The sequence below is a fragment of the Lentzea rhizosphaerae genome (assembly GCF_042649515.1).
GTDB lineage: Bacteria > Actinomycetota > Actinomycetes > Mycobacteriales > Pseudonocardiaceae > Lentzea > Lentzea aerocolonigenes.
Map to the genome: position 1 here is coordinate 142438 of NZ_JBHRZI010000040.1, position 24216 is coordinate 166653.

Genomic DNA, 24216 nt, shown 5'->3' on the forward strand with positions numbered 1-24216 from the left:
GAGAAGTCCGAGACTCTAAGAGTCTTCGTGGCGATGCCGGGCGAAATGCTCGGCGAGCACACCAGGTGGACGAACGCCCAGGAGATCAAGGATCACCTCTACGAGGGCGTCCGGCTGATGCTCGAGGAACGGCACGGCTGGGATGTGGAGATGCAGATCGAGAAGGACCGGCAGATGTCCGGCTCCATCCACCAGACGATGTACGGCGAAGCACTGACCGCGCCGGTCTACATCGCCGACCTGACCGGTGCCAACGCCAACGTCTACCTGGAGCTCGGCGCCAGGTGGGCGCTGCGCGACAACGTCACCATCATCACCTGTCAGCACAAGACCGACCTGCGCTTCAACGCGGACACCTACCGCTTCGTGCAGTACGGCCAGGGCCCGCAGGAGCTGCAGGCGGCCAAAGAGCTGATCACCAACATGATCGTGAACGGGCTCGACCACGAAGAGCACGTCGACAACCCCGTGCGGCTGGGACGCGATCTCGTCGTGTTCTCCCGTGCCGAGCTGAAGAAGCGGGACGAGCAGATCGAACGACTGGAGCAGGCCCGCGGCGACGACCTCTTCAGGGAGGCCATGAGCGCGCGGGGCGACGAACGCATCGCCAAGCTGCGGTTTCTGCTGACGGTCAACAACACGAGAGCCGACGCGCACGGTGAGCTCGGCAAGGCGTTGCGCGCCAAGGATGATCTCCCCCAGGCCATCCACCACCTCGACAGCGCGACGCGGCTGCACCAGGACTCCGCGGACTGGTGGCGGGAGCTCGGCGTCGCCCAGAGCCGCAACATGAACTTCGCCGCCGCGGTGGCCTCGCTCAGCGAGGCGGTCCGGCTGAACCCCGCGGACGCCGACGCGTACTCGAGCCTGGGCGGCGCTCACCGCCGGATCGCCCGCGAGTCGTCCGACAGGTCCGAACTGCTCAAGGCGCGGGACTGCTACCGGAAGGCCAGCGAGATCAAGAAGGAGGAGCTCTACTCGCTCGCCAACCTCGCCAGGGTCGACGTCCTGCTGGCGGAGAGCGAGACCGAACGCGCGCAGGTCATGGACGACTTCCGCAGGCTCGACGTGCTGGCGACCTGGTTGACCGAGGGCAAGACGAACCCGTGGGCGTGGCTGGACCGTGCGGAGACCTCGGCGTTCCGCGGCGACGCCCGCGCCGCGATGGACGCGCTGCACACCGGGATGGACCAGCTCCCGGAGTCCGAGCGCGCTGCCACGGCGAAGATCGCGCTCGGACCGCTCCAGGACACAGCGGGCGTCGAGTGGCTGGACGAGTCGATCGCGGACACCCTGCGGGCGTTGATCGACGAGTACAGGTCGTATCTCTAGCAGGACGCTGCTCAGCCCAGCGCCTCGACCACGCGGGTCACCATCGCCTTCTCCGTCACCGCCACCTCGCCGTCCGCACCGGCGACCGACCGGCACATCTCCGTCACGGCGGCGCGGAAGATCGCGACGTCGCGCGGCTCGTGGGCGTCGATGATCGCCACTGACTCCCTCAGCGCGGCGAGCACTCCGGCCTCCACATCGGACGTCGTGCCCTGGGGCAGCGAGGGCGGAGCGGCGGCGATGACGGCGCGCAGGTCGTCCGACAGCAGGGTCATGGCCCTGATGCCGGCGTGGCTCTCCTCGTCGACCGAGCCGGGGTCCGCAGTGGACACCAGCACCATGGCACCGAAAACGGCCGTGCGGAGGGTCTGCCCCTCCGCCTCCGTGTACGCAGTCATGGGCGCAAGCCTATGCAACGATCAGTGGCTATGAGTGCGGGTCAGGTGCTCGGCGCCAACATCAGGGCGTTCCGGGAGCAGCGCGGGTTGTCCCTGTCGGAGCTCGCGCGGCGGTCGTCCATCGCGAAGGGCACGCTGTCCCAGCTGGAGAGCGGGTCGGGGAACCCGACCATCGAGACAGTGTTCAGTTTGTCGAACGCTTTGGACGTGCCGGTGTCCGAGTTGGTGACCGAGCGGACGCCGCCGGACGTCGTGCTGGTGCGGTCGAGCGACGTCGAGGTGCTCAGCAGCAACGCCGTCGACCTGCGACTGATGCGGCGGATGGACATCGGCGACACCGTGCTGGAGATCTACGACCAGCGCGTCCGGCCCGGTGCCACGCAGACCACCGAAGGCCATCCCGGCAAGGAACACGTGCTGGTCACGAGCGGGAAGCTGCGGGTGGGACCCACCGACAAGCCCTACGAGCTCGGGCCGGGCGACTACGTGTGCTTCCCCGGTTCGCTGCCGCACCTGTACGAGACGGTCGACGGTGAGGTCAGATCGGTACTGGTGCTGGAGTACCCGAAGCACTAACGTTCATTCTAATGAACGGAGGTGGCGATGCGCCCGGACGTCGTGGTCGTGGGAGCGGGCATCATCGGGGCCGCGTGCGCCCAGGCGCTGAAGGCACGCGGGCTCACCGTTCTCGTCGTCGACCGTCACGGGCCCGCGTCGGGCACCAGCGCGGCCGGTGAGGGCAACGTCCTGGTCAGCGACAAGGGACCGGGGCCGGAGCTCGACCTCGCCAAGGCGAGCCGGGAGCTGTGGCCCGAGCTGGCGCAGGACGCCGAGTGGGAGGAGAAGGGCGGCCTCGTCGTCGCCACGACCCCGGAGGCGTCCGAGCCGCTCAAGGCCTTCGCCGCCGGGCAACGCGCGGCGGGCGTCGACGCCTGCGAGCTCACCGCCGACGAGGCGCGCGCCCACGAGCCGCACCTCAACCCGGAGATCACCGCCGCCGTCCACTACCTGCAGGACGCGCAGCTCAACCCGGTCAAGGCCACCAGGACCCTGCTGCGCGGCATCGACATCACCCGCGCCGAGGTGTCCGCAACGGACGGACGCAGCGTCACGACCGGAGACGGCGTGATCAGCTGCGGCGCGGTCGTCAACGCGGCCGGCCCGTGGGCGCGGAACTTCGGCGTCAACGTGCTGCCGCGGCGCGGGGTCGTCCTGGTCACCACGCCGATCCCCGGCACGATCCGGCACAAGGTCTACGACGCGGACTACGTCGGCGCGGTCGCGAGCGGTGACTCCGACCTGCAGACGTCCGGTGTCGTCGAGTCGACCCAGGCCGGCACGGTGCTGATCGGGTCGAGCCGCCAGCGCAAGGGCTTCGACGACACGATCGAGAGCAAGGTCCTGAAAGCGTTGGCACGCCGGGCGATCGCACTGTTCCCAATGCTGGCCCACGTACCGGTCATGCGCGCGTACGGCGGCTTCCGCCCGTACGCGCCGGACCACCTGCCGATCATCGGCGAGGACCCGCGCACCCCCGGCCTGTGGCACGCGACCGGGCACGAGGGCGCGGGCGTCGGTCTCGCCCCCGCCACCGGCCGCCTGCTCGCCGACCTGATGACGGGCGGCACCCCGCTCGTCGATCCCCACCCGTTCCGCGTCGACCGTCCGGAGGTGATGGTGTCATGAGCTCGTCCCTGAAGGAACGAGCTTGCCAGTCGCCGCGAGCGGCGGTTTTCAGGCTTGCTGCTGCCGTCCTGGCTGGCTGCCAGGATGGGCGCTGCGTCTGGGCGCATGACTTCGCCCCAGCGCACGACACCGCGAGCCGCGATGTTGTGTGCTGCGTTGTGGTCGGCGTGCCCAACGAAGTCACACCGGCCACACTGGAACACCGCCTGGCTGCGGCGGTTGCGTTTGTCGACGTGCCCGCAGGCGTGGCAGGTCTGCGAGGTGTAGGCCGGATCGACCTGCACCACCACCACACCGGCCCGCTGGGCCTTGTAGGTCAGGAACTGACCGAGCTGGGCGAACGCCCAGGAGTGCACCGTGGCCCGTTGGGGCTTGCGAAGCCGCACCCGGTCGCGGATTCCCGTCAGTTGCTCGACGGCGATCCCGCGTCCGGTGCGTTCAGCCTCGGCCACGATGGTCTTGCTGATCCGGTGGTTCACGTCGGCGGCGAACCGGGCCTCCTTGCGGCGGCGTTTCTTGAGCAGCCGTCTCGCGGAGGAGGTCTTCTTGGCCTGCAACCGTTTCCTGATCCGGTTCTGGCGTTCGCGGTAGCGGTTCAGGCGCGACCCGCAGAACCGGTCACCGTCAGAGGTGGTCGCGACGTTGACGATGCCCAGGTCGACCCCGAGGAACCCATTCGCCGGCTCCTGCCGGGCGGCCTCGGGACAGTCGACGACGGCGTGCAGCAGCCACACCCCGTCCCGGTGCAGCAGATCGGTTTCCCCGATCGCCGGGCGGGAGCGAAGCAGGGCGAGATGCCCGGGGTTTCCGACGATCCGCACATCGCGCAGCCGACCGGCAACCGTCCAGATCGACACCGTCCCGCCGCGGCCCGCGTCACCGAGCCGCCACGACAGACAGCGGGCATCGAACGGCTGCGCCGCGCGCGAACGGAACCTGATCGGGGTGCCCTCGACCTTACGGCGCCGGACCGACCCAGGCGGCCCGTAGGTGCCCGCCGTGAGGCCGGCCCGCAGTGTCGTGTAGGCGTCCACGGTCTTGCCGATCACCCGGATCGCAGGTTGAGCGGCCAACCCGAACCGTTCCCGCAGCTCGGCGTAGAGGCGCTTCTGCACGTCGAACTTCCGGAACACCCGGTCGGCGTGCATCCGCTCAGACAGCCAGCAAGCGGCCGTGTTGCAGGCGCGCAGCGTATCGCCCAGCGCCGACGCCTGTTCGGCCGTCGGCAGCAACCGCACCTGCACAACCTGCTTCACGCTGATCATCGTAGCGGGCCGGGATCGGCTCCTCCTGGCCGTGAACGACCAGGCTTCCGCCGATTGGAGTTCAGGTGAAGGTGACCTTCAACGGCCTCCAGCGCGAGGTCGCCCACGCGGCGGAACTGTTGCCCGGCAGGTTCTTCTGCGGCATCGGTGTCTGCTTCGGTTGCGTCGCGGAGATCAACGGCGTGTCCGAGGTGCGCGCGTGCCGGCACCAGCTGCGCGACGGCGACGTGATCAGGACGAAGCCGTGAGGGTCGTCGTGGTGGGTGCGGGCCCGGCGGGGATGGCCGCCGCGCGAACGGCCGCCGACGCGGGCGCCGAGGTCACGATGGTCGACTCGGAACCGGAGGCGGGCGGCCAGTTCCTGCGCGGCAGGGCCAGGTTCGAGCACAACGGGGTCACGCACCTCAAGAACGCGGAGGCGTGGCTCGTCGAAGGCGACACGCTGCATCTGCGGGGTCCGCGGCAGCTCAGGTTCGACGCGCTGGTCATCGCCACCGGCGCCTACGACCGCCCCCTGCCCTTCCCCGGCTGGGACGGCCCCGGCGTGATCACCGCGGGCGCCGCCCAGGCACTGGCCAAACAGGGCGTCACCCTCGGCGAACGCGTGATCGTCAGCGGCACCGGCCCGTTCCTCCTCCCCGTGGCCACCGCACTCCAGGAGCTCGGCGCCACGATCGTCGGAATCTACGAAGCGAACTCCCCCACCCGGTGGCTTCGCGAGCCCAGGGCCGTCCTGGCCAACCGCCACAAGATCAGCGAGCTCGCGAGCTACCGGAAAGCGTTGACCCACCTGGAAACCCGCGCGGCGGTGATCGCCAAGCACGGCAGCCGCGTCACGGTCGCGAAGCTCGACCGCCACTGGCGCCCGGTCAGCCACCGCACCGAGCAGGCCGACCTGGTGTGCATCGGCTACGGGTTCCTCCCGCGCACCGACCTGGTGCCGAACGCCAAGCGCACCAACGACTTCCTCGACGTCGACGAACGCCAGCAGACGTCTGTGGAGGGCGTCTACGCGGCCGGTGAGGTGACCGGCATCGGTGGCGCGGACCTCGCCGAAGCCGAGGGCGTCGTCACCGGAGCAGCCGCAGCCGGGCTGGAACCACCGGCCGAGGCGCTCGAAGCCGTGCGCAGGGGCCGGTTGTTCGCGCAGGCCCTGGCCAGGGCGCACGCGGTCCAGCCGGGCTGGCGGACGTGGCTGGGCCCGGACACCACCGTGTGCCGCTGCGAGAAGGTCAGCCTCGAAGACCTCGCCGACGCCACGGGCCTGCGCGAGCTCAAGCTCACCAGCCGGGTCGCGATGGGCCGCTGTCAGGGCCGCATCTGCGCCCGCAACGCCGCCGAGCTCACCGGCGTCGGCTTCGACGGCCAGCGCCGCGTGATCGCGGTCCCGATCCCCCTTGGCGAACTCGCCGAACTCCCGGAGGAAGAGTCATGACCGAACGTCTCGACGGCGTCATCGTCGCCACCGCGCTCCCCTACGCCGAGGACCCCAAAGCCCCGGCAGGACTGCGCCCGGACCTCGACAAGCTCGCCGAGCACTGTCAGTGGGTCGTCGAGAACGGCTGCCGCGGCGTGGGCCCCAACGGATCGCTGGGCGAGTACTCGTCGCTGACCGACACCGAACGCCGTGAGGTCGCCCAGACCGCCATCGCTGCGGTCAAGGGGCGCGGTGTCGCGGTCATCGGCGTGCACGGCGTGGGAGCGCACCAGGCGCGTCACTGGGCCGAGCTCGCGGCCGAGGACGGCGCGGACGGCGTGCTGTGCCTGCCGCCGACGATGTACCGGGCCAACCGCGGCGAGGTCGTGCACCACTTCCGCGAGGTCGCGAAGGCCGGGCTGCCGATCATGGTCTACAACAACCCGATCGACACCAAGGTCGACCTCACCCCCGACCTGATCGCCGAGCTGGGCCAGATCGAGAACGTGGTGGCGGTGAAGGAGTTCTCCGGCGACGTCCGGCGCGTGCTGGAGATCCGCGCGGCCGCCCCGCACCTCACCGTCGTGGCCGGGGCGGACGACGTCGTGCTGGAGAGCCTCCTGATGGGCGCGACGGGCTGGTTCGCGGGCTACCCCAACGTGTTCCCCGCCGAGTGCGCCGAGCTGTTCGACCTGGCGCAGCAGGGCGAGCTCGCCAAGGCCCGCGCGCTGTACGAGAAGCTGGTGCCGGCGTTCCGCTGGGACTCGCGCACCGAGTTCGTGCAGGCGATCAAGCACTCGATGGACTTCGTCGGCCGCTACGGCGGTCCCTGCCGTCCCCCGCGCGGCCCGCTCTCGCAGGCCCAGCGCGACCAGGTCGACGCCGACATGAAGCTGGCTGCCCAGAAAATGGAAACAGTATGAGATTCGCCCAATACTTCAGCGCGGTCGACTCGCACACCGAGGGCATGCCGACGCGGGTGATCACGGGCGGGGTCGGCGTGATCCCCGGCGAGACCATGGCCGAGAAGCGCCTGAACTTCATCAAGAACCACGACCACGTCCGGCGGTTGCTCGTCAACGAACCGCGCGGCCACGCGGCGATGAGCGGCGCGATCCTGCAACCGCCGACCCGCCAGGACGCGGACTGGGGTGTGCTCTACATCGAGGTGTCCGGCTGCCTGCCGATGTGCGGGCACGGCACGATCGGCGTCGCGACGGTGCTGGTGGAAACCGGCATGGTCGAGGTCACCGAGCCCGTCACCACCGTCCGCCTGGACACCCCGGCCGGTCTGGTGCTCGCCGACTACGACACCCGCACGAAGCTCGTGACGATCCGCAACGTCCCGGCGTACGCGCACGAGCTGGACGCCGTCGTGGACGTGCCGGGTCTGGGCGAGGTCCGCTACGACATGGCGTACGGCGGCAACTTCTACGCGATCCTGCCTTTGGAACAGCTCGGCATTCCGTTCGACAGGGCCGAGAAGGACCGCATCCTGGCGGCCGGACTGTCCATCATGGACCGGATCAACGCGGTGAACAGGCCGGTGCACCCGGAGGATCGGGCGATCGGCGGCTGCAAGCACGTCCAGTTCACCGCGCCCGGCGAGGACGGCGCCCACTCGCGCAACGCGATGGCGATCCACCCCGGCTGGTTCGACCGTTCCCCCTGCGGCACGGGCACCTGCGCCCGGATGGCCCAGCTGCACGCCCGCGGTGAGCTCGGAATCGGTGCCGACTTCGTCAACGAGTCGTTCATCGGCACGAGGTTCATCGGCCGTTTGCTGGAGGAGGTTCCGCTGGGTGACCGAACGGCGGTGCTGCCAACGGTGGCCGGACGCGCGTGGATCACGGGAATGGGCCAGTACCTCCTCGATCCGACCGATCCGTTTCCGGAGGGGTTCTCGCTGTAGTCACTGGCGCCTGTATCGAAGTAGAGCGCCTCAGGCCTACCGGACATATTTTTTGGCGCGAAAAGCACGTTCGGGCCATCTATCGGCCCGAACGTGCTTTTCGCGCCAAACAGCAGGGGCTCGGTGCGGACTTCGATACAGGCGCTGGTGCCGCACTAGGCTGCGTCGGGTGACGACGCCCAGTCTGGAAGCTTTACTCCGCATTGGGCCGTTCCACTCGGCACTGCGCGCGGCCATCCGCCGCCGCGGGCTGACCCTGGAACGGCTCCGGACGCGCCTGGCCCAGCAGGACGTGGCGGTGGCGCTGTCGACGTTGAGCGACTGGCAGCAGGGCCGGGTGCGCCCGGTCTCGCCGAAGTCGCTCAAGGCCGTGTCGGTGCTGGAAGAGCTGCTGGAGGTGCCGGACCGCTCGCTGCTCAGCCTGCTGGAACGCACGGACCAGGGCGGCTGGCCGGACGTCGTCCCCGGGATGATGCCCGGCTTCAACACCTACGACCTGGAGGTCGTCTCCCGGCACGACAGGGTGTTCGTCGACGCGTCCCGGCGCGCGTCACGCGTGCACGTCCACATGGTCGTCCGCGCGCGCCAGGACGGCGTCGACCGCTTCCACGCGCACTACTTCTGTGACGACTCGGTGCGCACGTCGGAGGTGCGGCACGAGCCGATCCGCAACTGCCGCACGGGACGGTCCGCGCGCAATGACGCCGACCGCGTGACGGTCGACGAGCTGTTGTTCGACAAACCGTTGGCCACGGGCGAAACGTGGGTGTTCGAGTTCGTGGTGCACGACCCGACACGGCTGGACACCGTCGAATACGCACACGGCGTGCGGTGCTTCATCGAGCAAAGCCTGATCGAGGTGCACTTCGACCCGGCCGCGCTGCCCGTGGACCCGCACGTGTACCTGCAGGACTGGCAGGAGGACGAGCCGCACCGGACGATCGACCTGGCGCTCGACCACACGAACTCGGTGCACCACTTCGAGGCGAACGTGTCGGTGAACTGGGTCGGGATCCGCTGGCGGTGGGCCTGATGCTCACCACCGACCTCGTGCCGGGCGCGCCGGCGTGGATCGAGCTCGGCACACCGGACCGGGCGCGTGCCGCGGAGTTCTACGGCCGCGTGCTCGGCTGGGAACACCGCGCGGGTCTCTTCACCTGCGACGGACGCACGGTCGCCGCACACGTGCCGTCGGGATCCGGCTCGTGGACCGTCCACTTCGCCGGGTCGCCGCCGGCACGGCTGACCGATCCGCACGGCGTCGAGTTCGGGGTGTGGCAAGCGGAAGGGCTCGACGCGGTGTCGACTCCCGGTGCCCTGACGTGGCTCGAACTCCACTCCCCCGAACCCGAGTCGTCAGCAGCGTTCTACCGCTCGGTCCTCTCCTGGGAGATCCAGGTGATTCCCGGTGCGCCAGGACAGTTCCTCCGTCCCGCCGGCACCGGTCCCGGACGGCTGTTCGGCGCGATCGTCGCGGATTCGGACGCCTGCTGACTGCCGTACTTCGAGGTGGCCGATGTGGATCACGCCGCGGCCGCCGCACAGTTCGCCGACGAGCCGTTCGACCTGGACGAAGTCGGCCGGATCGCGGTCGGTGTTGATCCATTCGGAGCCAGGTTCGGCGTCATGCGTTCGGTTACGCCCTAAAGGCTCCCAAAACGTCGCGGCGCCGGTTAGCGTGCGCAGGTGCAGTTGCCGTGGAGAGCCGCCCCCAAGGCCGCGCTGTCGAGCCCGCTCACGTTGCTGGTGAGCATCGTGACGACGTTGCTGCTGGGCTTCGTCGTGGCCGCGGCCGTGCTGCACTCGTCCTCCGCGGGCAGCGCGGCGCTGGCCTACCAGCAGAGCCGGATGTGTCCTCAGTCGGTGCACCCGTCGCTGGACGGGGACGGCCTGCCGCTGTCCACCGCCGTCTCGATGGCCGCGCGCAGCGATCTGGGCGCCGCGTACACGCGCATCGGGCGGCCCGACTTCTCCGGCATCGCGACCTACGGCAGGTTCGGCTACCGGCCGGACGCGCTGGCGCACCTCAAGGTGGTCGAGGGCGGCGGCACCGGGTTGTGGGTGCCGCAGACGATCGCCACCGCCGCGCACGTGAAGGTCGGCGACAAGCTGACCGGTTCGCCGCTGGTCGTGAGCGCGATCTACAGCGACCTGGCGCATCCCGTGTCCGGCTGGTGGTGTTCGGAGGTGCAGACCGTCGTGCCGAACCCGTTGGGCGGCGACGGCGAGAGCACGTCGGTGATCTGGGTCTCGCAGTCCTCCGACCTCGCGTTGCTGCCGCAGGAGTTCTCATCCGGTGCGACGGCGACGTTGCGGTTCCCCACCGAGCTCCCGACGACGCTGGCCGACGCGGAAGCGCTGCGGGAGAAGGGGAACGCGCTGCTGACCTCGCTCGGCCTGCCGTTGACGCGGTCGGACCCGCTGGCCGGGGCCATCACGGCGGCGCGGACGGCAGAGGGCAACGTCTCGTCCGCGCTGCTGCCGCTGGTGATCATCAGCGTGCTGGTCGGGCTCGCCGGGGTGGGTACGGTGACCGTGCAGTGGGCCCAGCGCCGCCATTCCGAGCTGCGGCTGCTGTGGGTGCGCGGGGCGGGTCCGCTCGCGCTGGGCATGCGCGGCGTGCTGGAACTGGGGCTGCCGCTGGTCATCGGCGGGATGCTCGGGTTGCTCGCCGCGCGGTTGTTGTTGCCCGCGTACGGACCCGGAGTCGTGCTGGCGCCGGGAACGCTGTGGGTGGCGCTGGGGTTCGTGATGCTCGTGGTGCTGCTGAGCCTGTCGGTCACCGTGCTCGTCGCGGCTTGGCGGGTGCACCGGACGTTCCAGCGGCGGGCGCGGACGTGGCGGCTCGCGGTGGTGCCGTGGGAGCTCGTCGTCGCCGGGTTGGCCGTGCTGGCGTGGGTTCGCCTGTCCCGCAACGGGTTGGGCACCGCGGTCAAAGGCGCCGAACTGCCGCGGATCGACGTGGCCGCGCTGACGTTCCCGTTGCTCGTCGTGCTGGCGGCGGCACTGCTGGCGACCCGGCTGCTGCGGTGGTCGCTCGGGTGGTCGCATCGCGTGCAGTGGTGGCAGGTCCCGGCCGCGCAGCTGGCGTTGCGCCGCCTGGCCGCCGCTGCCGGACCCGTGACGGGCGTGGTGCTCGTGGGTGTGCTGGCGGTCGGCACCATCGCGGTCGGCAGCGCGGTGGCGGGTGCGCAGCAGTCGTCGCTGGACTCGAAGTCCGGGGTGTTCGTCGGCGCCAACAGCTCGGTGCAGGTGTCGCAGGACGTCGCGCTCGGCAAGGTGGCGCTGCCGTCGTCGTTGCAGGGCACCACCACGCTCGTCGGGGTGAGCACGGGCGCGCTGGTCGTGGACCCGGCGACGTTCACCGACGTGGCCGTGCTGGACGACCCGGCGCAGGTGCGGTCGCTGCTGTCGAACCTGCGCCGCACCGGCGAGATCGCGCCCGCGCTGCGCATCGGCCGCGCGGCGAACCAGGAGACCCAGGTCGCCGGCTTGCCGCTGCTCAAGCCCGTGGCGTGGCTGCCGTCGTTCCCGAAGCTCGGGACGCGCGGCTACGTCGTGCCGAAGGACTCGGTGCCCGCCGCCGAACAGGTCGGGTCGTGGCACCTGTGGTCGTCGCTGCCGTTGTCGTCGCTGACGTCTTCCTTGCAGGCGGCGGGAATCCACTACACGAACGTCGCCGACCGCGCCCGCGTCCTCGACGGGCTGCCGTTCCTGACCGTGGAGTGGACGTTCGGCTTCGTCACCGCGATCGGCTTCGTGCTGGCCGTGGTGGCCGCCGTGGCGCTGTTGCTGGCGATCGAGGTGCGGCGGCGCCAGAACGCCGTTTCCGGTGCGCTGTCGACACGCATGGGCATGCGGCCGTCCGTGCTGTGGTCCAGTCACCTGCTGGAGGTGGGCGCGCTGGCGTTGCTGGCCCTGCTGGTGGGTGCGCTGGCCTCGTTCCTGAGCGCCGGGGTGGCGGTGCCGCGCCTGGATCCGGCGCCGTGGCTGAAACCGGCGCCGGTGTTGCCGGATCTGGTGCCGTTGCTGGGTTCCATGGTGTCGGGCGGGCTGATCGTCGTCGTCGCGGCGGCGTGGCTCGCGTTGCGCGGTGTCCGCACCGCGCGGATGGGAGAGCTGCTCAGGTGATCCGCGCTTGTGGCGTCGGGGTGTCCTACGGTTCGGTGCGGGCCGTGTCGGACATGACGCTGTCGATCGCGCCCGGCCTCACTGTGCTGTCCGGCCCTTCCGGTTCCGGCAAGTCGACGTTGTTGCGGGTGCTGTCACTGGTCGAACGGCCGTCGACGGGAGAGGTGTTCGTGCGGGATGCGCCGACGTCGGCGATGTCGTGGTCGGAGCTGAGATTGTTGCGGCGCAAGGAGATCGCTGTCGTCTTCCAGAACCCCGCGGACAACCTCATCGCCCACCTGACCGTGGGCGAGAACCTGCGTGCCGCCGGGGCAGGAGACCTGTCCCTGCTGGACCGCCTGGGGTTGGGCGGGTCCGGCACGTGGCGGATCGGTGCTCTGTCCGGGGGGCAACAACAACGGCTGGCGTTCGGGTGTGCTTTGGCGCGCGGAGCTTCCGTGGTGGTGGCCGACGAGCCGACGTCCCAACTGGACGTCCGCTCGGCCGACCTCGTGCTGGAGACGCTGTCGTCGTTGCCGGTGCCCGCCGTGGTGGCCTCGCACGATCCACGACTGGTCGAGTTGGCGGACCTGTGCATCCCGCTGGCCGCGTCATGATCAAGGCGTCGGGGGTGCACCGGACGTTCGGCGGCGTCTCGGTGCTGAAGGGCGTCGACCTCGCGGTGTCCGCCGGGGAGCTCGTGACGCTGAGCGGGCCGTCGGGATCGGGCAAGACGGCGTTGCTGTCGTTGTTGTGCGGCTTCGACTTCCCGGACAGCGGGTCGGTTCTGCCGGGGCCCGCCTCGTGGTCGGCGTGTGCGGTGCTGCCGCAGTCGCTGGGCCTTGCGTCCGAGCTGACGCTGGAGGAGAACGTCGCACTGCCGTTGCGACTGGCGGGCCGCGAGGTGACCGGCGTGTCAGAGCTGTTGGCAGAGCTGGGAATCGGGTCTCTGGGAGCGCGGTACCCGGCGCAGGTGTCGTTCGGGCAGCAGCAACGCGCGGCGCTGGCACGTGCGGTGGTGGCGAAACCTGCCGCGTTGCTCGCGGACGAGCCCACGGCTCACCTGGACGCCGCCAGCGCGGTCGCCGCCGTGAGGTTGTTGCGGCGCGTGGCCGACGACGGCACAGCGGTGCTGATCGCTACGCACCACGACGCTGTGCACGAGGTCGCGGATCGGGTGCTTCTGCTGGCAGACGGGAAGGTTCGAGGCTGACCGGGCGGGCGCAGGCCATCGGTTCGTCCGCGGCGATCTCACCGCGGGTGCGTTCCAGGTGCGCCTCGCCCCACACCCGCACACCCTCCACGACGGGCAGAACCGTTGTCCCGTAAGGCGTGAGACGGTAGATGACGGGTGCGGGGACCGGTCCGGTCACCACGCGCTCGACGAGCCCGTCGGCCTCCAGCTCGCGCAGCTGCTCGGCCAGCACCTTGGACGTGATCGGCGCGCCCCGGCGGCGCAACCCGGCGAAGTGGGACTCGCCGTGCGCGAGCCAGTACACCAGGGTCAGCTTCCACTTGCCGCCGATCGCCGCGAACGCCGCCGCCATCGGACAGCCCGGCAGCGGGTTGGGGCGCGTGAGGTTACCTGCAGGTGCCTTCTTGTTCATGGTCGTCCCCTCGTCAGACAGTCGAGTCATGAACAAGCGCATTCTGGCCGCATTGCTCGCTTTTCTCACGCTGACGGGGTCCGCGTCGGCCGATGTCCTCACGGACGGCCAACGCGACTTCGACTGGGAGCTCGGCACCTGGCACACGGACGTGCGGGTGCTCGCCGATCCGTTGTCGGAGACCGAGGACCAGTGGCTGACCTTCTCCGGCACGTCCGTCGTGCGCCCGCTGCTCGACCGGCGGTCGAACGTCGTCGAGCTGAAGGTCTCGGGCTCCGCCGGGCGGATCGAAGGGCTCAACATGCGGCTCTACGAACCCCAGGCGAAGCGCTGGAGCCTCACGTTCGTCAACATCCGCGACGGCCTGCTCACCCCGTCGGTGTACGGCGGATTCCACGACGGCGCCGGCGAGTTCTACGGCGACGACCAGCTCGGCGGACGCCCGATCAAGGTGCGTTTCCTGATCCGCCGGCAGGGGACGGACCGGGCGACGTTCGAGCAGGCGTTCTCGCCGGACGGCGGCGCGACCTGGGAGACCAACTGGATCGCGGTCGACCGCCGTCACTGAGCCTCAGACCGCGGGCGGCCGGTCCTCGTACGGCGTGGACAACACCACTGTCGTCCGCGTCGAGACGTTCGCCGACTCGCGGATCTTCTGCAGCAGCTCCTCCAGAGCCGTCGGTGACGCGACCCGCACGCGCAGGACGTACGACGCGTCACCGGCCACCGAGTAGCAGGCCTCGATCTCCGACAGGTGCTCGAGCCGCTTCGGGTAGTCGTCCGGCTCGGCGGGGTTGATCGGGAAGAGCGAGATGAACGCGGACATCGGCAGGCCGATCTCCGCGCCGTCCAGGCGAGCGGCGTAGCCCTTCACGATGCCGCGCTGCTCCAGCCGCTTCACGCGCTGGTGGACGGCGGAGACGGACAGGCCCACGCGCTCGGCGAGGTCGGTGAAGCTGCACCGGCCGTCCGACGCGAGTTCCTTCAGTATCGCCCTGTCGATCTGCTCGAGGGTCAAAGCACCACCAGTTCGTGAGGTCGGTTGTTGAAGGACTCGACGCCGTTCTCGGTGGCCACGACGATGTCCTCGATGCGCGCGCCCCAGCGGCCGGGCAGGTAGATGCCGGGCTCGACGCTGAACGCCATGCCCGCCTCGAGCGGCAGCGCGTTGCCGCTGACGATGTAGGGCTCCTCGTGCACGTCCAGGCCGATGCCGTGGCCCGTGCGGTGGACGAAGAACTCGCCGAAGCCCGCGTCGGCGATCACCGTGCGGGCGACGGCGTCGATCTGCTCGCAGGTGACGCCGGGCTTCACGGCCTCGACGGCGGCCTTCTGCGCGGCCTGCAGGACGGCGTAGGTGTCCCAGACGTCGTCGTGCTTCGGCTCGCCCATCACGTACGTGCGGGTCGAGTCGGAGTTGTAGCCCTCGGCGACCGGCCCGCCGATGTCGATGACGACGACCTCGCCGGCCTCGATCACGCGGTCGGAGTCGCGGTGGTGCGGCGAGGCACCGTTCGGCCCGGAGCCGACGATGACGAAGTCGGCGAAGGTGTGGCCTTCCTCGACGATGGCCGCGGCGATGTCCTTGGCGACCTCACGTTCGGTGCGGCCGACACGCAGGAACTCGCCCATGCGCGCGTGCACCCGGTCGATCGCCTGCCCGGCCTTGCGCAGCGCGTCGATCTCACTCGCGTCCTTGCGCATGCGCAGCTCGCGGATGATCGGCCCGGCGAGACTCTGCTTCCCGCCGATCGCGTTGCCGAGCTTGATGGTGTGCAGCGCGGGCATCATGTCGGCCACGGCCGTCCTGTCGCCCTTGACCGCGGCCTTGACCAGCGCGTACGGGTCCTCGCCGTCGACCCAGGTGACGACCTCGACGCCCAGCTCGTCGGTCGGGATGCCCGCGTACCCGGGCTGCTCCAGCTTCGGCACGACCAGCGTCGGCGTGCCGCCCACGGGCAGCGCGAGGCAGGTGAGGCGCTCGAAGGAGTCGCCACCGGCACCGATCAGGTACCGCAGGTCCGAGCCGGGCGAGATGAGCAGGGCGTCGACGCCCGCCTGCTCGGCGGCTGTGGAGGCGCGGTCAAGCCGCGCACGCAGCGCGGACACGTCGATGGGCCCGGTGATCGTTGCCATGGACCGAAGCCTAGTAGCTTGTCCACTCGTGAGCTCTCCCCTGGTGCTGCTCGACTCCGCGAGCCTCTACTTCCGGTCGTACTACGCGCTGCCGGACTCGATGACCGCGCCCGACGGCACGCCGGTGAACGCCGTGCGCGGGTTCGTCGACACGATTGCCCGCGTGATCACCGAACGCGGCGCGGCCCGGCTGGTCGCCTGCCTCGACGCCGACTGGCGCCCCGAGTTCCGCGTGAAGGCGCTGCCGTCCTACAAGGCGCACCGGGTCGCCGAGGACGCGGTGGACGGCGAGGAGGAGGTCCCGGACACCCTCACGCCGCAGATCCCGATCATCCTCGACGTGCTCGACGCGGCCGGCATCTGCACCGGCGAGGCGGCGGGCTACGAGGCCGACGACGTGATCGGCGCGCTCGCCCACCGCGAGGCCACCTCCCCCGTCGAGGTCGTCACGGGTGACCGCGACATGTTCCAGGTCGTGCGCTTCGAGCCCACGCCCGTGCACGTCGTCTACGTCGGCCGCGGCTGGAACAAGGCCGAGGTCCTCGGCCCGGAGGAACTGGCGGCCAAGTACTCGCTGCCCGTCGGCAACGCGGGCTCCGCGTACGCCGACATGGCCGTGCTGCGCGGCGACCCCTCCGACGGCCTGCCGGGCGTGGCGGGCATCGGCGAGAAGACCGCCGCGAAGCTCATCACCGAGTTCGGCTCCCTCGACGCGGTGCTCGCCGCCGTCACCGACCCCATGGACCGCAAGCTCACGACCAAGGCCCGCAACGCCCTCATCGCGGCCGAGGAGTACCTCGCGGTGGCGCCGGTGGTCGTCCGCACCGCCCTGGACGCCCCGGTGGTCCTGGACCGCTCCGACGAGGTGCCGCGCGAGCCCGCCGACCCGGAGCGCCTGCGCGAGCTCACGCAACGCTGGGGCCTGGGCAGCTCGGTGCCGCGTCTGGTGAACGCCATGGAGCGCCGCGCGTAACGTCTTTTCGCCCCCAACGACACCGCAGACGTGACGGATGCGCTGCGGCCGGTGGAACAGGCGTTGGTCGAGCACGTCGAGCGCGGGGAGCTGCTCGACCTGGCGGGTGACTCACCCGTCGACGAGGAGGCGATGCGCGGCTGGGACGAGTCGCGCACGATCCGCGCTTGGGTCGTCCGCGACATCATGCGCGGACGTCTGGCGCCCGAACCCGACCCGCGCGGGTTGCTGCTGCGAGGTGCCCGCATCACCGGTCGTCTCCACCTCGGCAATGTCATCAGCTCGGTCTGGTTGGAGCTCTACCAGTGCTTCCTGGACGAGGGCTTGAACGCCCGCGACGCACGTCTCGCGGGCATCGCCCTGTCCGGCTGCCGACTCGAACGGTCCACCGGAGACGTACTGAGCGCCTGCAGGATGACCGCTGACCTGCTCTGGATCAACGAGGGCACATCGGTGGAAGGACAGGGCCCGACGGCGGTCGACCTGTCCGGCACGCACCTCGGCGAGCTGGACTGTTCGAACGCAGTCCTCCAGTCCGCCGACGGACCCGCGCTCGACCTGCACAGCGCCAGAATCGAGCTCGACGTGTGGCTCTCCCGGGGCTTCAAGGCGACCGCCAGCGGAGAAGTCGGCACGGTCAGGCTGATGGCTGCCGAAATCGGTGGCAGCCTGAACTGCGGCGGCGCCCGGATCCGCAACGACAAGGGTCCCGCGATCAACGCCGACAGCCTCCAGGTCGGTCGCGACGTGTTCCTGCGCGACGGCTTCGAGGCCATCGGCGCCGGACCGGAAGGCGCGGTGAACATGTCCGTCGCCCGCGTCGCCGAAACGATCAGCGTGGACGACGCGACGATGCGCAACGAGACCGGCCCGGCCTTCGTCGCCAAGGGAGCTACGGTGAGGCTCCGCATGTACTGGGGCCCGGGGTTCACCGCCGAGGGCCGCAGCGGGGACGGGGCGGTGCTCATCCCCGGCGCACACCTGGGTGGCTGGGAGTGCGACGGCACGACGATGCGCAACGAGATCGGTCCGGCTTTGGTCGCCGGCACGATGCGCGTCGACAGCGACGTCGCGCTGGGCGCCTTCACCGCGGTCGGCGGCGGAAACGAGTCCGTGATCGATCTGAACGACATCACTATCTCAGGCGCGTTCTCCTTCCAGCCCACCCGGCTGACACACCTCACCAACCCACAGGCGCGCATCAGTCTCGACGAGCTGACGTACCGCGGACTGCCGGTGGGCATCGGCTGGGTCGAGTGGTTGGAGTTGCTGCGTGAAGGGACGCTCGGCTATGCGGCTCAGCCCTACCAGCACCTGGCAGCAGCGCAACGCGCCGCAGGGCACGACCGCGAGGCCCGCCGGATCCTGATGGATCAGCGGCGGGACCAGATCCGGCGGGCTCTCAACGGCCGGGCCGAACGCGCCTGGGCACGCTTCACCGGCCTCGTGCTCGGCTACGGCTACCAGCCTTGGCGCGCGCTGCTGGGCCTCTTCGTGGTTCTCGTCGCCGGTGGGGTGCTGGCGGTCGTGCTCGGCGGCACCGGGCTGGCCCAGGTGCGGGCAGGAGCCGCACCCACCGCGTGCCCGGTGATCGACCGGATCGCGGTCGGCCTCGAGCTCGGCACGCCGTTGATCAGCACACCCGCCCGTCTGCGGTGCGAGGCCACGAACACCGGCGCCGGACAGGCCCTCACCATCACCGGCTGGGTGCTCCGGCTGATGGCGTGGGCCTTCGCGACGCTGTTCATCGCCGGCTTCACCGGCGCGGTGCGCAAGACTTAGAAGAACGTCCCGCAGAACGGCTTACACGGCACCGCGAACAACGCGTCGGCGTCTGCCAGACGGGTTCCCTCGATCCGTTTGGTGGCCACGAGCTGAGAGAACGTCGTGTCGCCGAAGTACACCGCGCCGAGAAGGTCCACCGGGATCGTGATGTCGGGCTGGTCCTCCACGCGCTCGACCCCGTCCGGCGCCACCCGGTAGCGGCCGTCGTTGGCCGGCAGCAGCGTGTCGCGCACCTCGATCACGACCGGTTCCGCGGGGCCGTAGGTGCGGGCGGCGAGCATGCGCGGGACGTCGACGAGCCGCAGCCAGATCTCGTCGAAGATGTCCTTGGTGTGCACGACGCGCGGGTCCTCGAACAGCCACGACACCGGGTCGTCGAGCGCCACGTCGACCTCGATCTGGTCGACGAGGTCCACTCGCGACACGTAGATCCACAGGTCGCGCCACGCGTCCTCGTTGGCGCACACGAAGTCCTTGATGGACATCTCGTGCTTCCAGTTCTTGTCCGTGGTCACCTTGTAGGTGATGAACCCGTCGTCACCATCGGGTCCACTGTGGACGACGGTGACCGAGTTCTCCGCCTCGGTCTTGCGATCGCGCGCCCTCGCCCACCAGCCCGCCCACCGGCTGATCTGTCCCGGCCTCGTCAGTCCGATGGACTCGTGCAGCTCCGGCAACAGCTTGTCGGCCTCGTCCTGGCCGAGCATCCGCACCCGGCCGGTCATCGCGCCGGCGATCACCGCACGTTTGGCGTCGACCTCCACCGTCCGCCAGCGACCGGCCAACCCGTAGCCGAAACGGCCGTAGATGCGGCCCTCCGAGGCACGCAACGTCGCCACGGGATCGGGCAGCTTCGAGAGTTGCTCGCGCATCAGAGCGGTGAGCACACCACGGCGCGTGTAGTCCGCGCGCACGCCAACGCGCGAGATGGCTGCATGCGGCACGACGGCCCCACCGGGAACCATCAACGAGGAGCCGTACGACTGGGTCGTCCCGATCATCTCGTCGCCGTCGAACGCGGCCAGCACCCGCTCGGGCTCGTAGGAGGGCAGGACGACCTTCCAGTCGTCGTCCGACGGAGGGCCCATGTGCATCGCGCGGCGGAACACGGTGGTGTGCGCGCGGAACTGCGCTTCGTCGTGAAGAACGCGGATCTCGGTCACGCCCGCGATCGTGTCGCAGCACGACCGCGGGCGCACCTCAGTTTCCGCTGCCACAGCACGTCGGTGTCGGACCAGCCGTCCTCGGTCGCGAAGTCCCACTGCTCGGACGTGAAAACCTCCCCCAAGGTCACGAAGTCCTTGGGGGAGGTCAACGGAGAAAGTGATCAGCCGGTGGGCTGGCCGACCTCGTACTCGCCGTCCTCGGTCTTGACGACGATCTTGACCTTCTTGTCCTTGCCGCCGACCTGGACCTTGCACTCGAACGAGGTGTTGGGCTTGACCTCGTTCTCACCGCTGCAGGTCGCGGCGCCGACGTCGGAGATCTTGTACTCGTCCTTGAGGATCTGGACGATGCCGTTCTGCACGGCCGTGTTGTCGAAGATCTTCTTCTTGAAGAACGCCGGCGACACGAACCCGGTGAACAGCACGCCGCCGACGAGCAGGACGACGACCACCGCGGCCACCCAGATGGCCGCGCTCGACTTCTTCTTCGGCGGCACGGGCGGGCCGTAGCCGGGCTGCTGCCCGTACGGGTTCGGCTGCTGGCCGGGGTACTGCTGCGTCTGCTGGCCGTAGGGATCCTGCACGGGCTGGCCGTACGGGTTCGACTGCGGCTGCTGCGGCACGCCGTACTGCTGCGTCTGCTGCTGCGACGGGTCGAACCCCGGATACGGCTGCTGCTGGCCCGGCTGGGGCTGCGGCGGGCCGTAGGGGTTCTGAGCCGGGAAGCCGCCGGACGGGGTGCCGGGAGGGAAACCGCCACCGTAGGGCTGCTGCGGCTGCTGCGGCTGGCCCCAGGGCTGCTGCGGATCGTTCCCTCCGGACGGTCCGTACGGGCTGCTCATCTGTCGACCTCCGTGTGTACGACGTTGCGGCGAAATCCAATCACACCGTTGACGTCAGTCTTTACTCCGACTCGCAAAACCTTCGTCAGGCTCATGTCACATCATCGCCACAACGCCGCGGCGCAGCGCGTCGACGGCCTTGGCCGCCGCCGAACCGACCGGGTCCTGTCGGCCGACCACCTCACGGATCTGGTCCAAAAGGTCGATCACCTGCCGGCACCAGCGCACGAAGTCGCCGGCGCCGAGCTCGTTGCCACCCGCCTCGGCCGCGCTGAGCACCTTCTCCAGCGACTCGCCGCGCGCCCAGCGGAACACCGGCCACGCGAAGCCCGGATCCGGCTGACGCGTGATGCGCTCCAGCTTGTGACGGCGCTCGTCGTCCTCGATCTCCGCCCACAACCGCACGGTCTTGAGCATCGCGTCCGACACCGGGCCCTGCGCCAGCCGCGCCTCGACGGGACCGTCCCGGCGCGCCTCGTAGACCAGCGACGACACGACGGCGGCGAGCTCCTCCGGCTTGAGGCCCTTCCACACGCCGTGGCGCAGGCACTCGGCGGCCAGCAGGTCCGACTCGCTGTAGAGCCTGGTCAGACGCTTGCCGTCCTGCGTCACCTCGTCCGCCTCGGACAGGTAGCCGCGCTCGCGCAGCAACGCCCGGATGCGGTCGAACTGCCGCGCCAGCGAGTGCGTGGTCGCCGCGACCTTGCGCTCCAGCTGCTCGGTCTCCGCCAGCAGCCGGTGGTACCGCTCGCCCCAGCGCGCGTGATCCTCGCGCTGGTCGCAGCCGTGGCACGGGTGCGCGCGCAGGGCACGGCGCAGCGTCGCGAGCTCGGGGTCGTCGTCCGCCGTGGTCTTCTTGCGGCCGCGCGACGGCACGGCGATGCCGGTGTTGCGGATCGTCGACGCGAGGTCGCGCCGCGACTTGGGCGACCGCACGTCCACCTGCCGGGGCAGCCGGACGTGGCCGAGCACCTCGACCGGCGCCGGGAAGTCCGCGCTCGTCAACCGGCCCGACCAGCGGTCCTCGGTGACGACCAACGGCCGCGCCTCCCCCAGCGGCTCGATGCCGGGGTCGATGACGACGGCGAGCCCCGACCGGCGCCCGGACGGCACCGCGATGATGTCGCCCTTGCGCAGCGTCTCGAGCGACTTGGCCGTCTCGATGCGGCGCGAGTTCGTGTTCTGCCGCGCGAGCTGCTTCTCCCGGTCCGCGACCTTTCGGCGCAGTCCCGCGTACTCGGCGAAGTCACCGAGGTGGCACGTCATCGACTCGGAGTAGCCCGCCAGCGCGTCCTTGTTGCGCTCGATGCGGCGCGCCAGCCCCACCACCGACCGGTCCGCCTGGAACTGCGCGAACGACTGCTCCAGGATCTCGCGCGCGGCGGAGGCCCCGAGCTGGTGCACGAGGTTGACGGCCATGTTGTAGCCGGGCCGGAACGACGACCGCAGCGGGTACGTCCGCGTGGACGCGAGCCCGCCGACCGCCTTGGGGTCGATCCCCGGCTGCCAGACGACGACCGCGTGCCCCTCGACGTCGATGCCACGACGCCCCGCACGACCGGTGAGCTGCGTGTACTCGCCCGGTGTGAGGTCGACGTGCGCCTCACCGTTGTACTTCACGAGCTTCTCGAGCACGACCGTGCGCGCGGGCATGTTGATGCCCAGCGCCAGCGTCTCCGTGGCGAACACGACCTTGACCAGCCCGCGGACGAACAGCTCCTCGACGGTCTCCTTGAACGCCGGCAGCAACCCGGCGTGGTGCGACGCGATGCCTCGCTCCAACGCCTCCCGCCACTCCCAGAACCCGAGCACCATCAGGTCGGCCTCGGGCAGGTCCCGCGTCTTCTCGTCGATGATCCGCCGAACCTGCTCGGTCTCCTCCGGCGTGTTGAGCCGCAGCCCGGCCCGCGCGGTCTGCGCGACCGCCGCGTCACAGCCGGCCCGGCTGAACACGAACACGATCGCCGGCAACAGACTCGCGTTGTCGAGCCGCTGAATCATGTCGATGCGGCTCGGCGGCTTGAACCCGGAGTTGCGCCCAGCCCGAGCGTTGTTCGCGTTGCGGTTGCGCCCGCGGCTGAACGGCACGTGGTACCGCGCCAACTCCTCGGTCTTGCGCAACACCTGAGCGTTGATCCGCGCATGCGTCTCATCGCCCTCGAACAGGTCGAGCATCTGGTTGCCCACCAGCATGTGCTGCCACAACGGCACGGGCCGGTGCTCGTCCACGACAACCGCCGTGTCCCCGCGCACCTCGACCAGCCACTCGCCGAACTCCTCGGCGTTGCTGACCGTCGCGGACAGACCAACCACCTGCACGTGCTCAGGCAGGTGCAGGATGACCTCTTCCCAGACGGGCCCGCGGAACCGGTCGGCGAGGTAGTGCACCTCGTCCATCACGACGTACGCGAGTCCGTCCAGAGTGGACGAACCCGAGTACAGCATGTTCCGCAGCACCTCGGTGGTCATGACGACAACCGGCGCATTGCCGTTGACGCTCGTGTCACCAGTGAGCAGCCCGATGCTCTCCGCCCCGTACCGCGCGGTGAGGTCGGCGAACTTCTGGTTGGACAGCGCCTTGATCGGCGTCGTGTAGAAGCACTTGCGGCCTTCGGTGAGGGCCAGGTGCACAGCGAACTCGCCCACCACGGTCTTACCGGCACCGGTGGGGGCGCAGACGAGCACTCCGTGACCGTCCTCCAGGGCCTCGCAGGCCTGGCGCTGGAACGGGTCCAGCTCGAACGAGATGACGGAGCCGAAGTCGGTCAGCTTGGGCCGTTCGGCACGACGCCGTGACTCGGCGTAGGCCTCGGCCGGGGACCGCGAAGCACTTGACACCTCTTCAGGCTTTCACATCACACCGACAATCGCCGCCGAGATAGATTAACTTCAGTAAACACTGAAGCTATTGAGCGGGCTGTGTGGTTGTCGGGCCCTGCGCGGGGTCGGCTTGCGTTGGGTGTGCGCGGGTCAGCCTGGAGTGGTTCGGCGCGGGTTCCAGCGAAGGGGTCACCTATGCGGTCATCTCACCTTGCGTAGGTGGTTGCGCGGATTCTGACGAGCTGGGTCATTTCATCGCCGCTTCGCGACGATTGCGATTGGGGCTTGACTTCGGGGCCCTTGCGAGGCGCTCATCGGCCTTGAAAAGCCGGGCAATAAGAGCCCGGCCGATCCAACCAGCGTAGCACCTCGCTCCCAAAGTCAAGCCCCAATCGCAAGCGTGCGTGGTTGCGTTTGCTGTTCGGCTCACCTCATTACCGCTTGCCCGCGTTGGCATAGCCCTGTCCGGCTCACCGTTGGCATCGCGTTCGCGGGCGGGTGGGTCCACTGGGTGATTCACTCGATTGTGTCCCGGTTTCCCCGTTATCTAGTTGTGATCTTGCGGTAGATTAGAACACGTGATCGAAACCCGACTCCTCCCCACCGACGAGCTGCTTCGCAGTGTCGTCAGCAAGGTGACGGAGATTCGGGTGCGCGAGAGCGAGATGATGCAGGAAATTGCCGAGTTGGATCGGCGCGGAGCCGCGAGCGAGCTGGGTTACAAGGATTTGGCTCAGGTGTTGCGGCACGCGGTCCGCTGGGATCTC

General features: G+C 69.7%; 24 protein-coding genes and 1 pseudogene. 17 read left to right on the forward strand and 8 right to left on the reverse strand.

The window, feature by feature from the left end:
- The first annotated feature begins 33 nt into the window (after nucleotides 1-33).
- On the forward strand, nucleotides 34-1332 hold the full coding sequence (locus ACFOWZ_RS40525; RefSeq protein ID WP_382379312.1) for a tetratricopeptide repeat-containing protein: 1299 nt from the start codon (nucleotides 34-36) through the stop codon (nucleotides 1330-1332).
- An 11-nt stretch (nucleotides 1333-1343) separates the two neighbouring features.
- Here the strand turns inward: ACFOWZ_RS40525 and ACFOWZ_RS40530 are convergent, their stop codons facing one another.
- Nucleotides 1344-1730, reverse strand: a complete 387-nt coding sequence (locus tag ACFOWZ_RS40530; protein WP_382379279.1) for a hypothetical protein — start codon at nucleotides 1728-1730, stop codon at nucleotides 1344-1346.
- 30 nt (nucleotides 1731-1760) lie between these two features.
- Here ACFOWZ_RS40530 and ACFOWZ_RS40535 point away from each other — a divergent pair, with 30 nt between their 5' ends.
- Together ACFOWZ_RS40535 and ACFOWZ_RS40540 are read left to right on the forward strand one after the other, a co-directional pair.
- A complete protein-coding gene (locus ACFOWZ_RS40535) occupies nucleotides 1761-2306 on the forward strand; it encodes a helix-turn-helix domain-containing protein (protein ID WP_382379280.1) in 546 nt (181 codons plus the stop codon).
- A 27-nt stretch (nucleotides 2307-2333) separates the two neighbouring features.
- A complete protein-coding gene (locus ACFOWZ_RS40540; RefSeq protein WP_382379281.1) occupies nucleotides 2334-3416 on the forward strand; it encodes an NAD(P)/FAD-dependent oxidoreductase in 1083 nt (360 codons plus the stop codon).
- A 191-nt stretch (nucleotides 3417-3607) separates the two neighbouring features.
- Here ACFOWZ_RS40540 and ACFOWZ_RS40545 read toward each other — a convergent pair.
- Nucleotides 3608-4681 (reverse strand): annotated as a pseudogene (locus tag ACFOWZ_RS40545) (RNA-guided endonuclease InsQ/TnpB family protein); the annotation flags it as partial.
- 65 nt (nucleotides 4682-4746) lie between these two features.
- On the opposite strand from ACFOWZ_RS40545, the gene ACFOWZ_RS40550 reads away from it, so the two are divergent.
- The 10 genes from ACFOWZ_RS40550 to ACFOWZ_RS40595 all read left to right on the forward strand — a co-directional run bounded on the left by ACFOWZ_RS40550 (nucleotide 4747) and on the right by ACFOWZ_RS40595 (nucleotide 13333).
- Nucleotides 4747-4929 (forward strand): 2Fe-2S iron-sulfur cluster-binding protein, encoded by a 183-nt coding sequence (locus tag ACFOWZ_RS40550; RefSeq protein WP_382379282.1) that lies wholly within the window; start codon nucleotides 4747-4749, stop codon nucleotides 4927-4929.
- Nucleotides 4926-6116 carry an FAD-dependent oxidoreductase gene (locus tag ACFOWZ_RS40555; protein WP_382379283.1) on the forward strand — a complete coding sequence of 397 codons (1191 nt, stop codon included), beginning with the start codon at nucleotides 4926-4928 and terminating at the stop codon, nucleotides 6114-6116. The genes ACFOWZ_RS40550 and ACFOWZ_RS40555 overlap by 4 nt, the downstream gene beginning before the upstream one ends.
- On the forward strand, nucleotides 6113-7021 hold the full coding sequence (locus tag ACFOWZ_RS40560) for a dihydrodipicolinate synthase family protein (protein WP_382379284.1): 909 nt from the start codon (nucleotides 6113-6115) through the stop codon (nucleotides 7019-7021). The genes ACFOWZ_RS40555 and ACFOWZ_RS40560 overlap by 4 nt, the downstream gene beginning before the upstream one ends.
- Nucleotides 7018-8010, forward strand: a complete 993-nt coding sequence (locus tag ACFOWZ_RS40565; protein ID WP_382379285.1) for a proline racemase family protein — start codon at nucleotides 7018-7020, stop codon at nucleotides 8008-8010. The genes ACFOWZ_RS40560 and ACFOWZ_RS40565 overlap by 4 nt, the downstream gene beginning before the upstream one ends.
- Nucleotides 8011-8179: 169 nt before the next feature.
- Complete coding sequence (locus ACFOWZ_RS40570) at nucleotides 8180-9043, forward strand: helix-turn-helix domain-containing protein (protein ID WP_382379287.1); 864 nt, start codon at nucleotides 8180-8182, stop codon at nucleotides 9041-9043.
- Nucleotides 9043-9504 (forward strand): hypothetical protein, encoded by a 462-nt coding sequence (locus ACFOWZ_RS40575; protein WP_382379289.1) that lies wholly within the window; start codon nucleotides 9043-9045, stop codon nucleotides 9502-9504. The genes ACFOWZ_RS40570 and ACFOWZ_RS40575 overlap by 1 nt, the downstream gene beginning before the upstream one ends.
- Nucleotides 9505-9528: 24 nt before the next feature.
- The gene (locus tag ACFOWZ_RS40580) at nucleotides 9529-9657 is read left to right on the forward strand and encodes a hypothetical protein (protein ID WP_382379290.1); all 129 of its coding nucleotides are present in this window, start codon (nucleotides 9529-9531) and stop codon (nucleotides 9655-9657) included.
- A gap of 39 nt (nucleotides 9658-9696) precedes the next feature.
- Nucleotides 9697-12141, forward strand: a complete 2445-nt coding sequence (locus ACFOWZ_RS40585) for an ABC transporter permease (RefSeq protein WP_382379291.1) — start codon at nucleotides 9697-9699, stop codon at nucleotides 12139-12141.
- On the forward strand, nucleotides 12138-12737 hold the full coding sequence (locus ACFOWZ_RS40590) for an ABC transporter ATP-binding protein (protein WP_382379292.1): 600 nt from the start codon (nucleotides 12138-12140) through the stop codon (nucleotides 12735-12737). The genes ACFOWZ_RS40585 and ACFOWZ_RS40590 overlap by 4 nt, the downstream gene beginning before the upstream one ends.
- Nucleotides 12734-13333, forward strand: coding sequence for an ATP-binding cassette domain-containing protein (locus ACFOWZ_RS40595; RefSeq protein WP_382379294.1), 600 nt, complete (start codon nucleotides 12734-12736; stop codon nucleotides 13331-13333). The genes ACFOWZ_RS40590 and ACFOWZ_RS40595 overlap by 4 nt, the downstream gene beginning before the upstream one ends.
- On the opposite strand, the gene ACFOWZ_RS40600 is transcribed toward ACFOWZ_RS40595, so the two are convergent.
- Nucleotides 13260-13727, reverse strand: a complete 468-nt coding sequence (locus ACFOWZ_RS40600) for a winged helix-turn-helix transcriptional regulator (protein WP_030474235.1) — start codon at nucleotides 13725-13727, stop codon at nucleotides 13260-13262. The two genes, ACFOWZ_RS40595 and ACFOWZ_RS40600, sit on opposite strands and share 74 nt — an antisense overlap.
- A gap of 28 nt (nucleotides 13728-13755) precedes the next feature.
- Between ACFOWZ_RS40600 and ACFOWZ_RS40605 the strand changes: the two genes are divergently transcribed.
- Complete coding sequence (locus tag ACFOWZ_RS40605; RefSeq protein ID WP_382379296.1) at nucleotides 13756-14295, forward strand: hypothetical protein; 540 nt, start codon at nucleotides 13756-13758, stop codon at nucleotides 14293-14295.
- Between the two features lie 3 nt (nucleotides 14296-14298).
- Here the strand turns inward: ACFOWZ_RS40605 and ACFOWZ_RS40610 are convergent, their stop codons facing one another.
- Together ACFOWZ_RS40610 and ACFOWZ_RS40615 are read right to left on the reverse strand one after the other, a co-directional pair.
- A complete protein-coding gene (locus ACFOWZ_RS40610) occupies nucleotides 14299-14745 on the reverse strand; it encodes an Lrp/AsnC family transcriptional regulator (protein ID WP_030474233.1) in 447 nt (148 codons plus the stop codon).
- Nucleotides 14742-15863, reverse strand: a complete 1122-nt coding sequence (locus ACFOWZ_RS40615) for a M24 family metallopeptidase (RefSeq protein ID WP_382379299.1) — start codon at nucleotides 15861-15863, stop codon at nucleotides 14742-14744. Before ACFOWZ_RS40615 ends, ACFOWZ_RS40610 begins: the two co-directional genes overlap by 4 nt.
- Before the next feature lie 28 nt (nucleotides 15864-15891).
- Here ACFOWZ_RS40615 and ACFOWZ_RS40620 point away from each other — a divergent pair, with 28 nt between their 5' ends.
- Both ACFOWZ_RS40620 and ACFOWZ_RS40625 read left to right on the forward strand, forming a co-directional pair.
- The gene (locus tag ACFOWZ_RS40620; RefSeq protein WP_382379300.1) at nucleotides 15892-16836 is read left to right on the forward strand and encodes a 5'-3' exonuclease; all 945 of its coding nucleotides are present in this window, start codon (nucleotides 15892-15894) and stop codon (nucleotides 16834-16836) included.
- Between the two features lie 30 nt (nucleotides 16837-16866).
- Nucleotides 16867-18618, forward strand: coding sequence for a hypothetical protein (locus ACFOWZ_RS40625; RefSeq protein WP_382379301.1), 1752 nt, complete (start codon nucleotides 16867-16869; stop codon nucleotides 18616-18618).
- Here the strand turns inward: ACFOWZ_RS40625 and ACFOWZ_RS40630 are convergent.
- From ACFOWZ_RS40630 to ACFOWZ_RS40640, 3 genes are all read right to left on the reverse strand, one after another.
- A complete protein-coding gene (locus tag ACFOWZ_RS40630) occupies nucleotides 18615-19784 on the reverse strand; it encodes a GNAT family N-acetyltransferase (protein ID WP_382379303.1) in 1170 nt (389 codons plus the stop codon). The genes ACFOWZ_RS40625 and ACFOWZ_RS40630 overlap by 4 nt on opposite strands.
- A gap of 164 nt (nucleotides 19785-19948) precedes the next feature.
- The gene (locus ACFOWZ_RS40635; protein WP_030474227.1) at nucleotides 19949-20629 is read right to left on the reverse strand and encodes a DUF4333 domain-containing protein; all 681 of its coding nucleotides are present in this window, start codon (nucleotides 20627-20629) and stop codon (nucleotides 19949-19951) included.
- A 96-nt stretch (nucleotides 20630-20725) separates the two neighbouring features.
- Complete coding sequence (locus tag ACFOWZ_RS40640) at nucleotides 20726-23467, reverse strand: DEAD/DEAH box helicase (protein WP_382379304.1); 2742 nt, start codon at nucleotides 23465-23467, stop codon at nucleotides 20726-20728.
- Nucleotides 23468-24027: 560 nt separating this feature from the next.
- Here ACFOWZ_RS40640 and ACFOWZ_RS40645 point away from each other — a divergent pair.
- Nucleotides 24028-24216 (forward strand): hypothetical protein (locus ACFOWZ_RS40645; RefSeq protein WP_382379306.1); only part of this gene is annotated, 189 nt, incomplete at its 3' end.

What these genes read in the sequence shown, in the direction of transcription:
- ACFOWZ_RS40635 (WP_030474227.1), bottom strand. Translation starts at nt 20,629, where the DNA reads ATGAGCAGCCCGTACGGACCGTCCGGAGGGAACGATCCGCAGCAGCCC.
- ACFOWZ_RS40530 (WP_382379279.1), bottom strand. Translation starts at nt 1,730, where the DNA reads ATGACTGCGTACACGGAGGCGGAGGGGCAGACCCTCCGCACGGCCGTT.
- ACFOWZ_RS40605 (WP_382379296.1), top strand. Translation starts at nt 13,756, where the DNA reads ATGAACAAGCGCATTCTGGCCGCATTGCTCGCTTTTCTCACGCTGACG.
- ACFOWZ_RS40615 (WP_382379299.1), bottom strand. Translation starts at nt 15,863, where the DNA reads ATGGCAACGATCACCGGGCCCATCGACGTGTCCGCGCTGCGTGCGCGG.
- ACFOWZ_RS40535 (WP_382379280.1), top strand. Translation starts at nt 1,761, where the DNA reads ATGAGTGCGGGTCAGGTGCTCGGCGCCAACATCAGGGCGTTCCGGGAG.
- ACFOWZ_RS40540 (WP_382379281.1), top strand. Translation starts at nt 2,334, where the DNA reads ATGCGCCCGGACGTCGTGGTCGTGGGAGCGGGCATCATCGGGGCCGCG.
- ACFOWZ_RS40600 (WP_030474235.1), bottom strand. Translation starts at nt 13,727, where the DNA reads ATGAACAAGAAGGCACCTGCAGGTAACCTCACGCGCCCCAACCCGCTG.
- ACFOWZ_RS40565 (WP_382379285.1), top strand. Translation starts at nt 7,018, where the DNA reads ATGAGATTCGCCCAATACTTCAGCGCGGTCGACTCGCACACCGAGGGC.
- ACFOWZ_RS40560 (WP_382379284.1), top strand. Translation starts at nt 6,113, where the DNA reads ATGACCGAACGTCTCGACGGCGTCATCGTCGCCACCGCGCTCCCCTAC.
- ACFOWZ_RS40595 (WP_382379294.1), top strand. Translation starts at nt 12,734, where the DNA reads ATGATCAAGGCGTCGGGGGTGCACCGGACGTTCGGCGGCGTCTCGGTG.
- ACFOWZ_RS40525 (WP_382379312.1), top strand. Translation starts at nt 34, where the DNA reads ATGCCGGGCGAAATGCTCGGCGAGCACACCAGGTGGACGAACGCCCAG.
- ACFOWZ_RS40575 (WP_382379289.1), top strand. Translation starts at nt 9,043, where the DNA reads ATGCTCACCACCGACCTCGTGCCGGGCGCGCCGGCGTGGATCGAGCTC.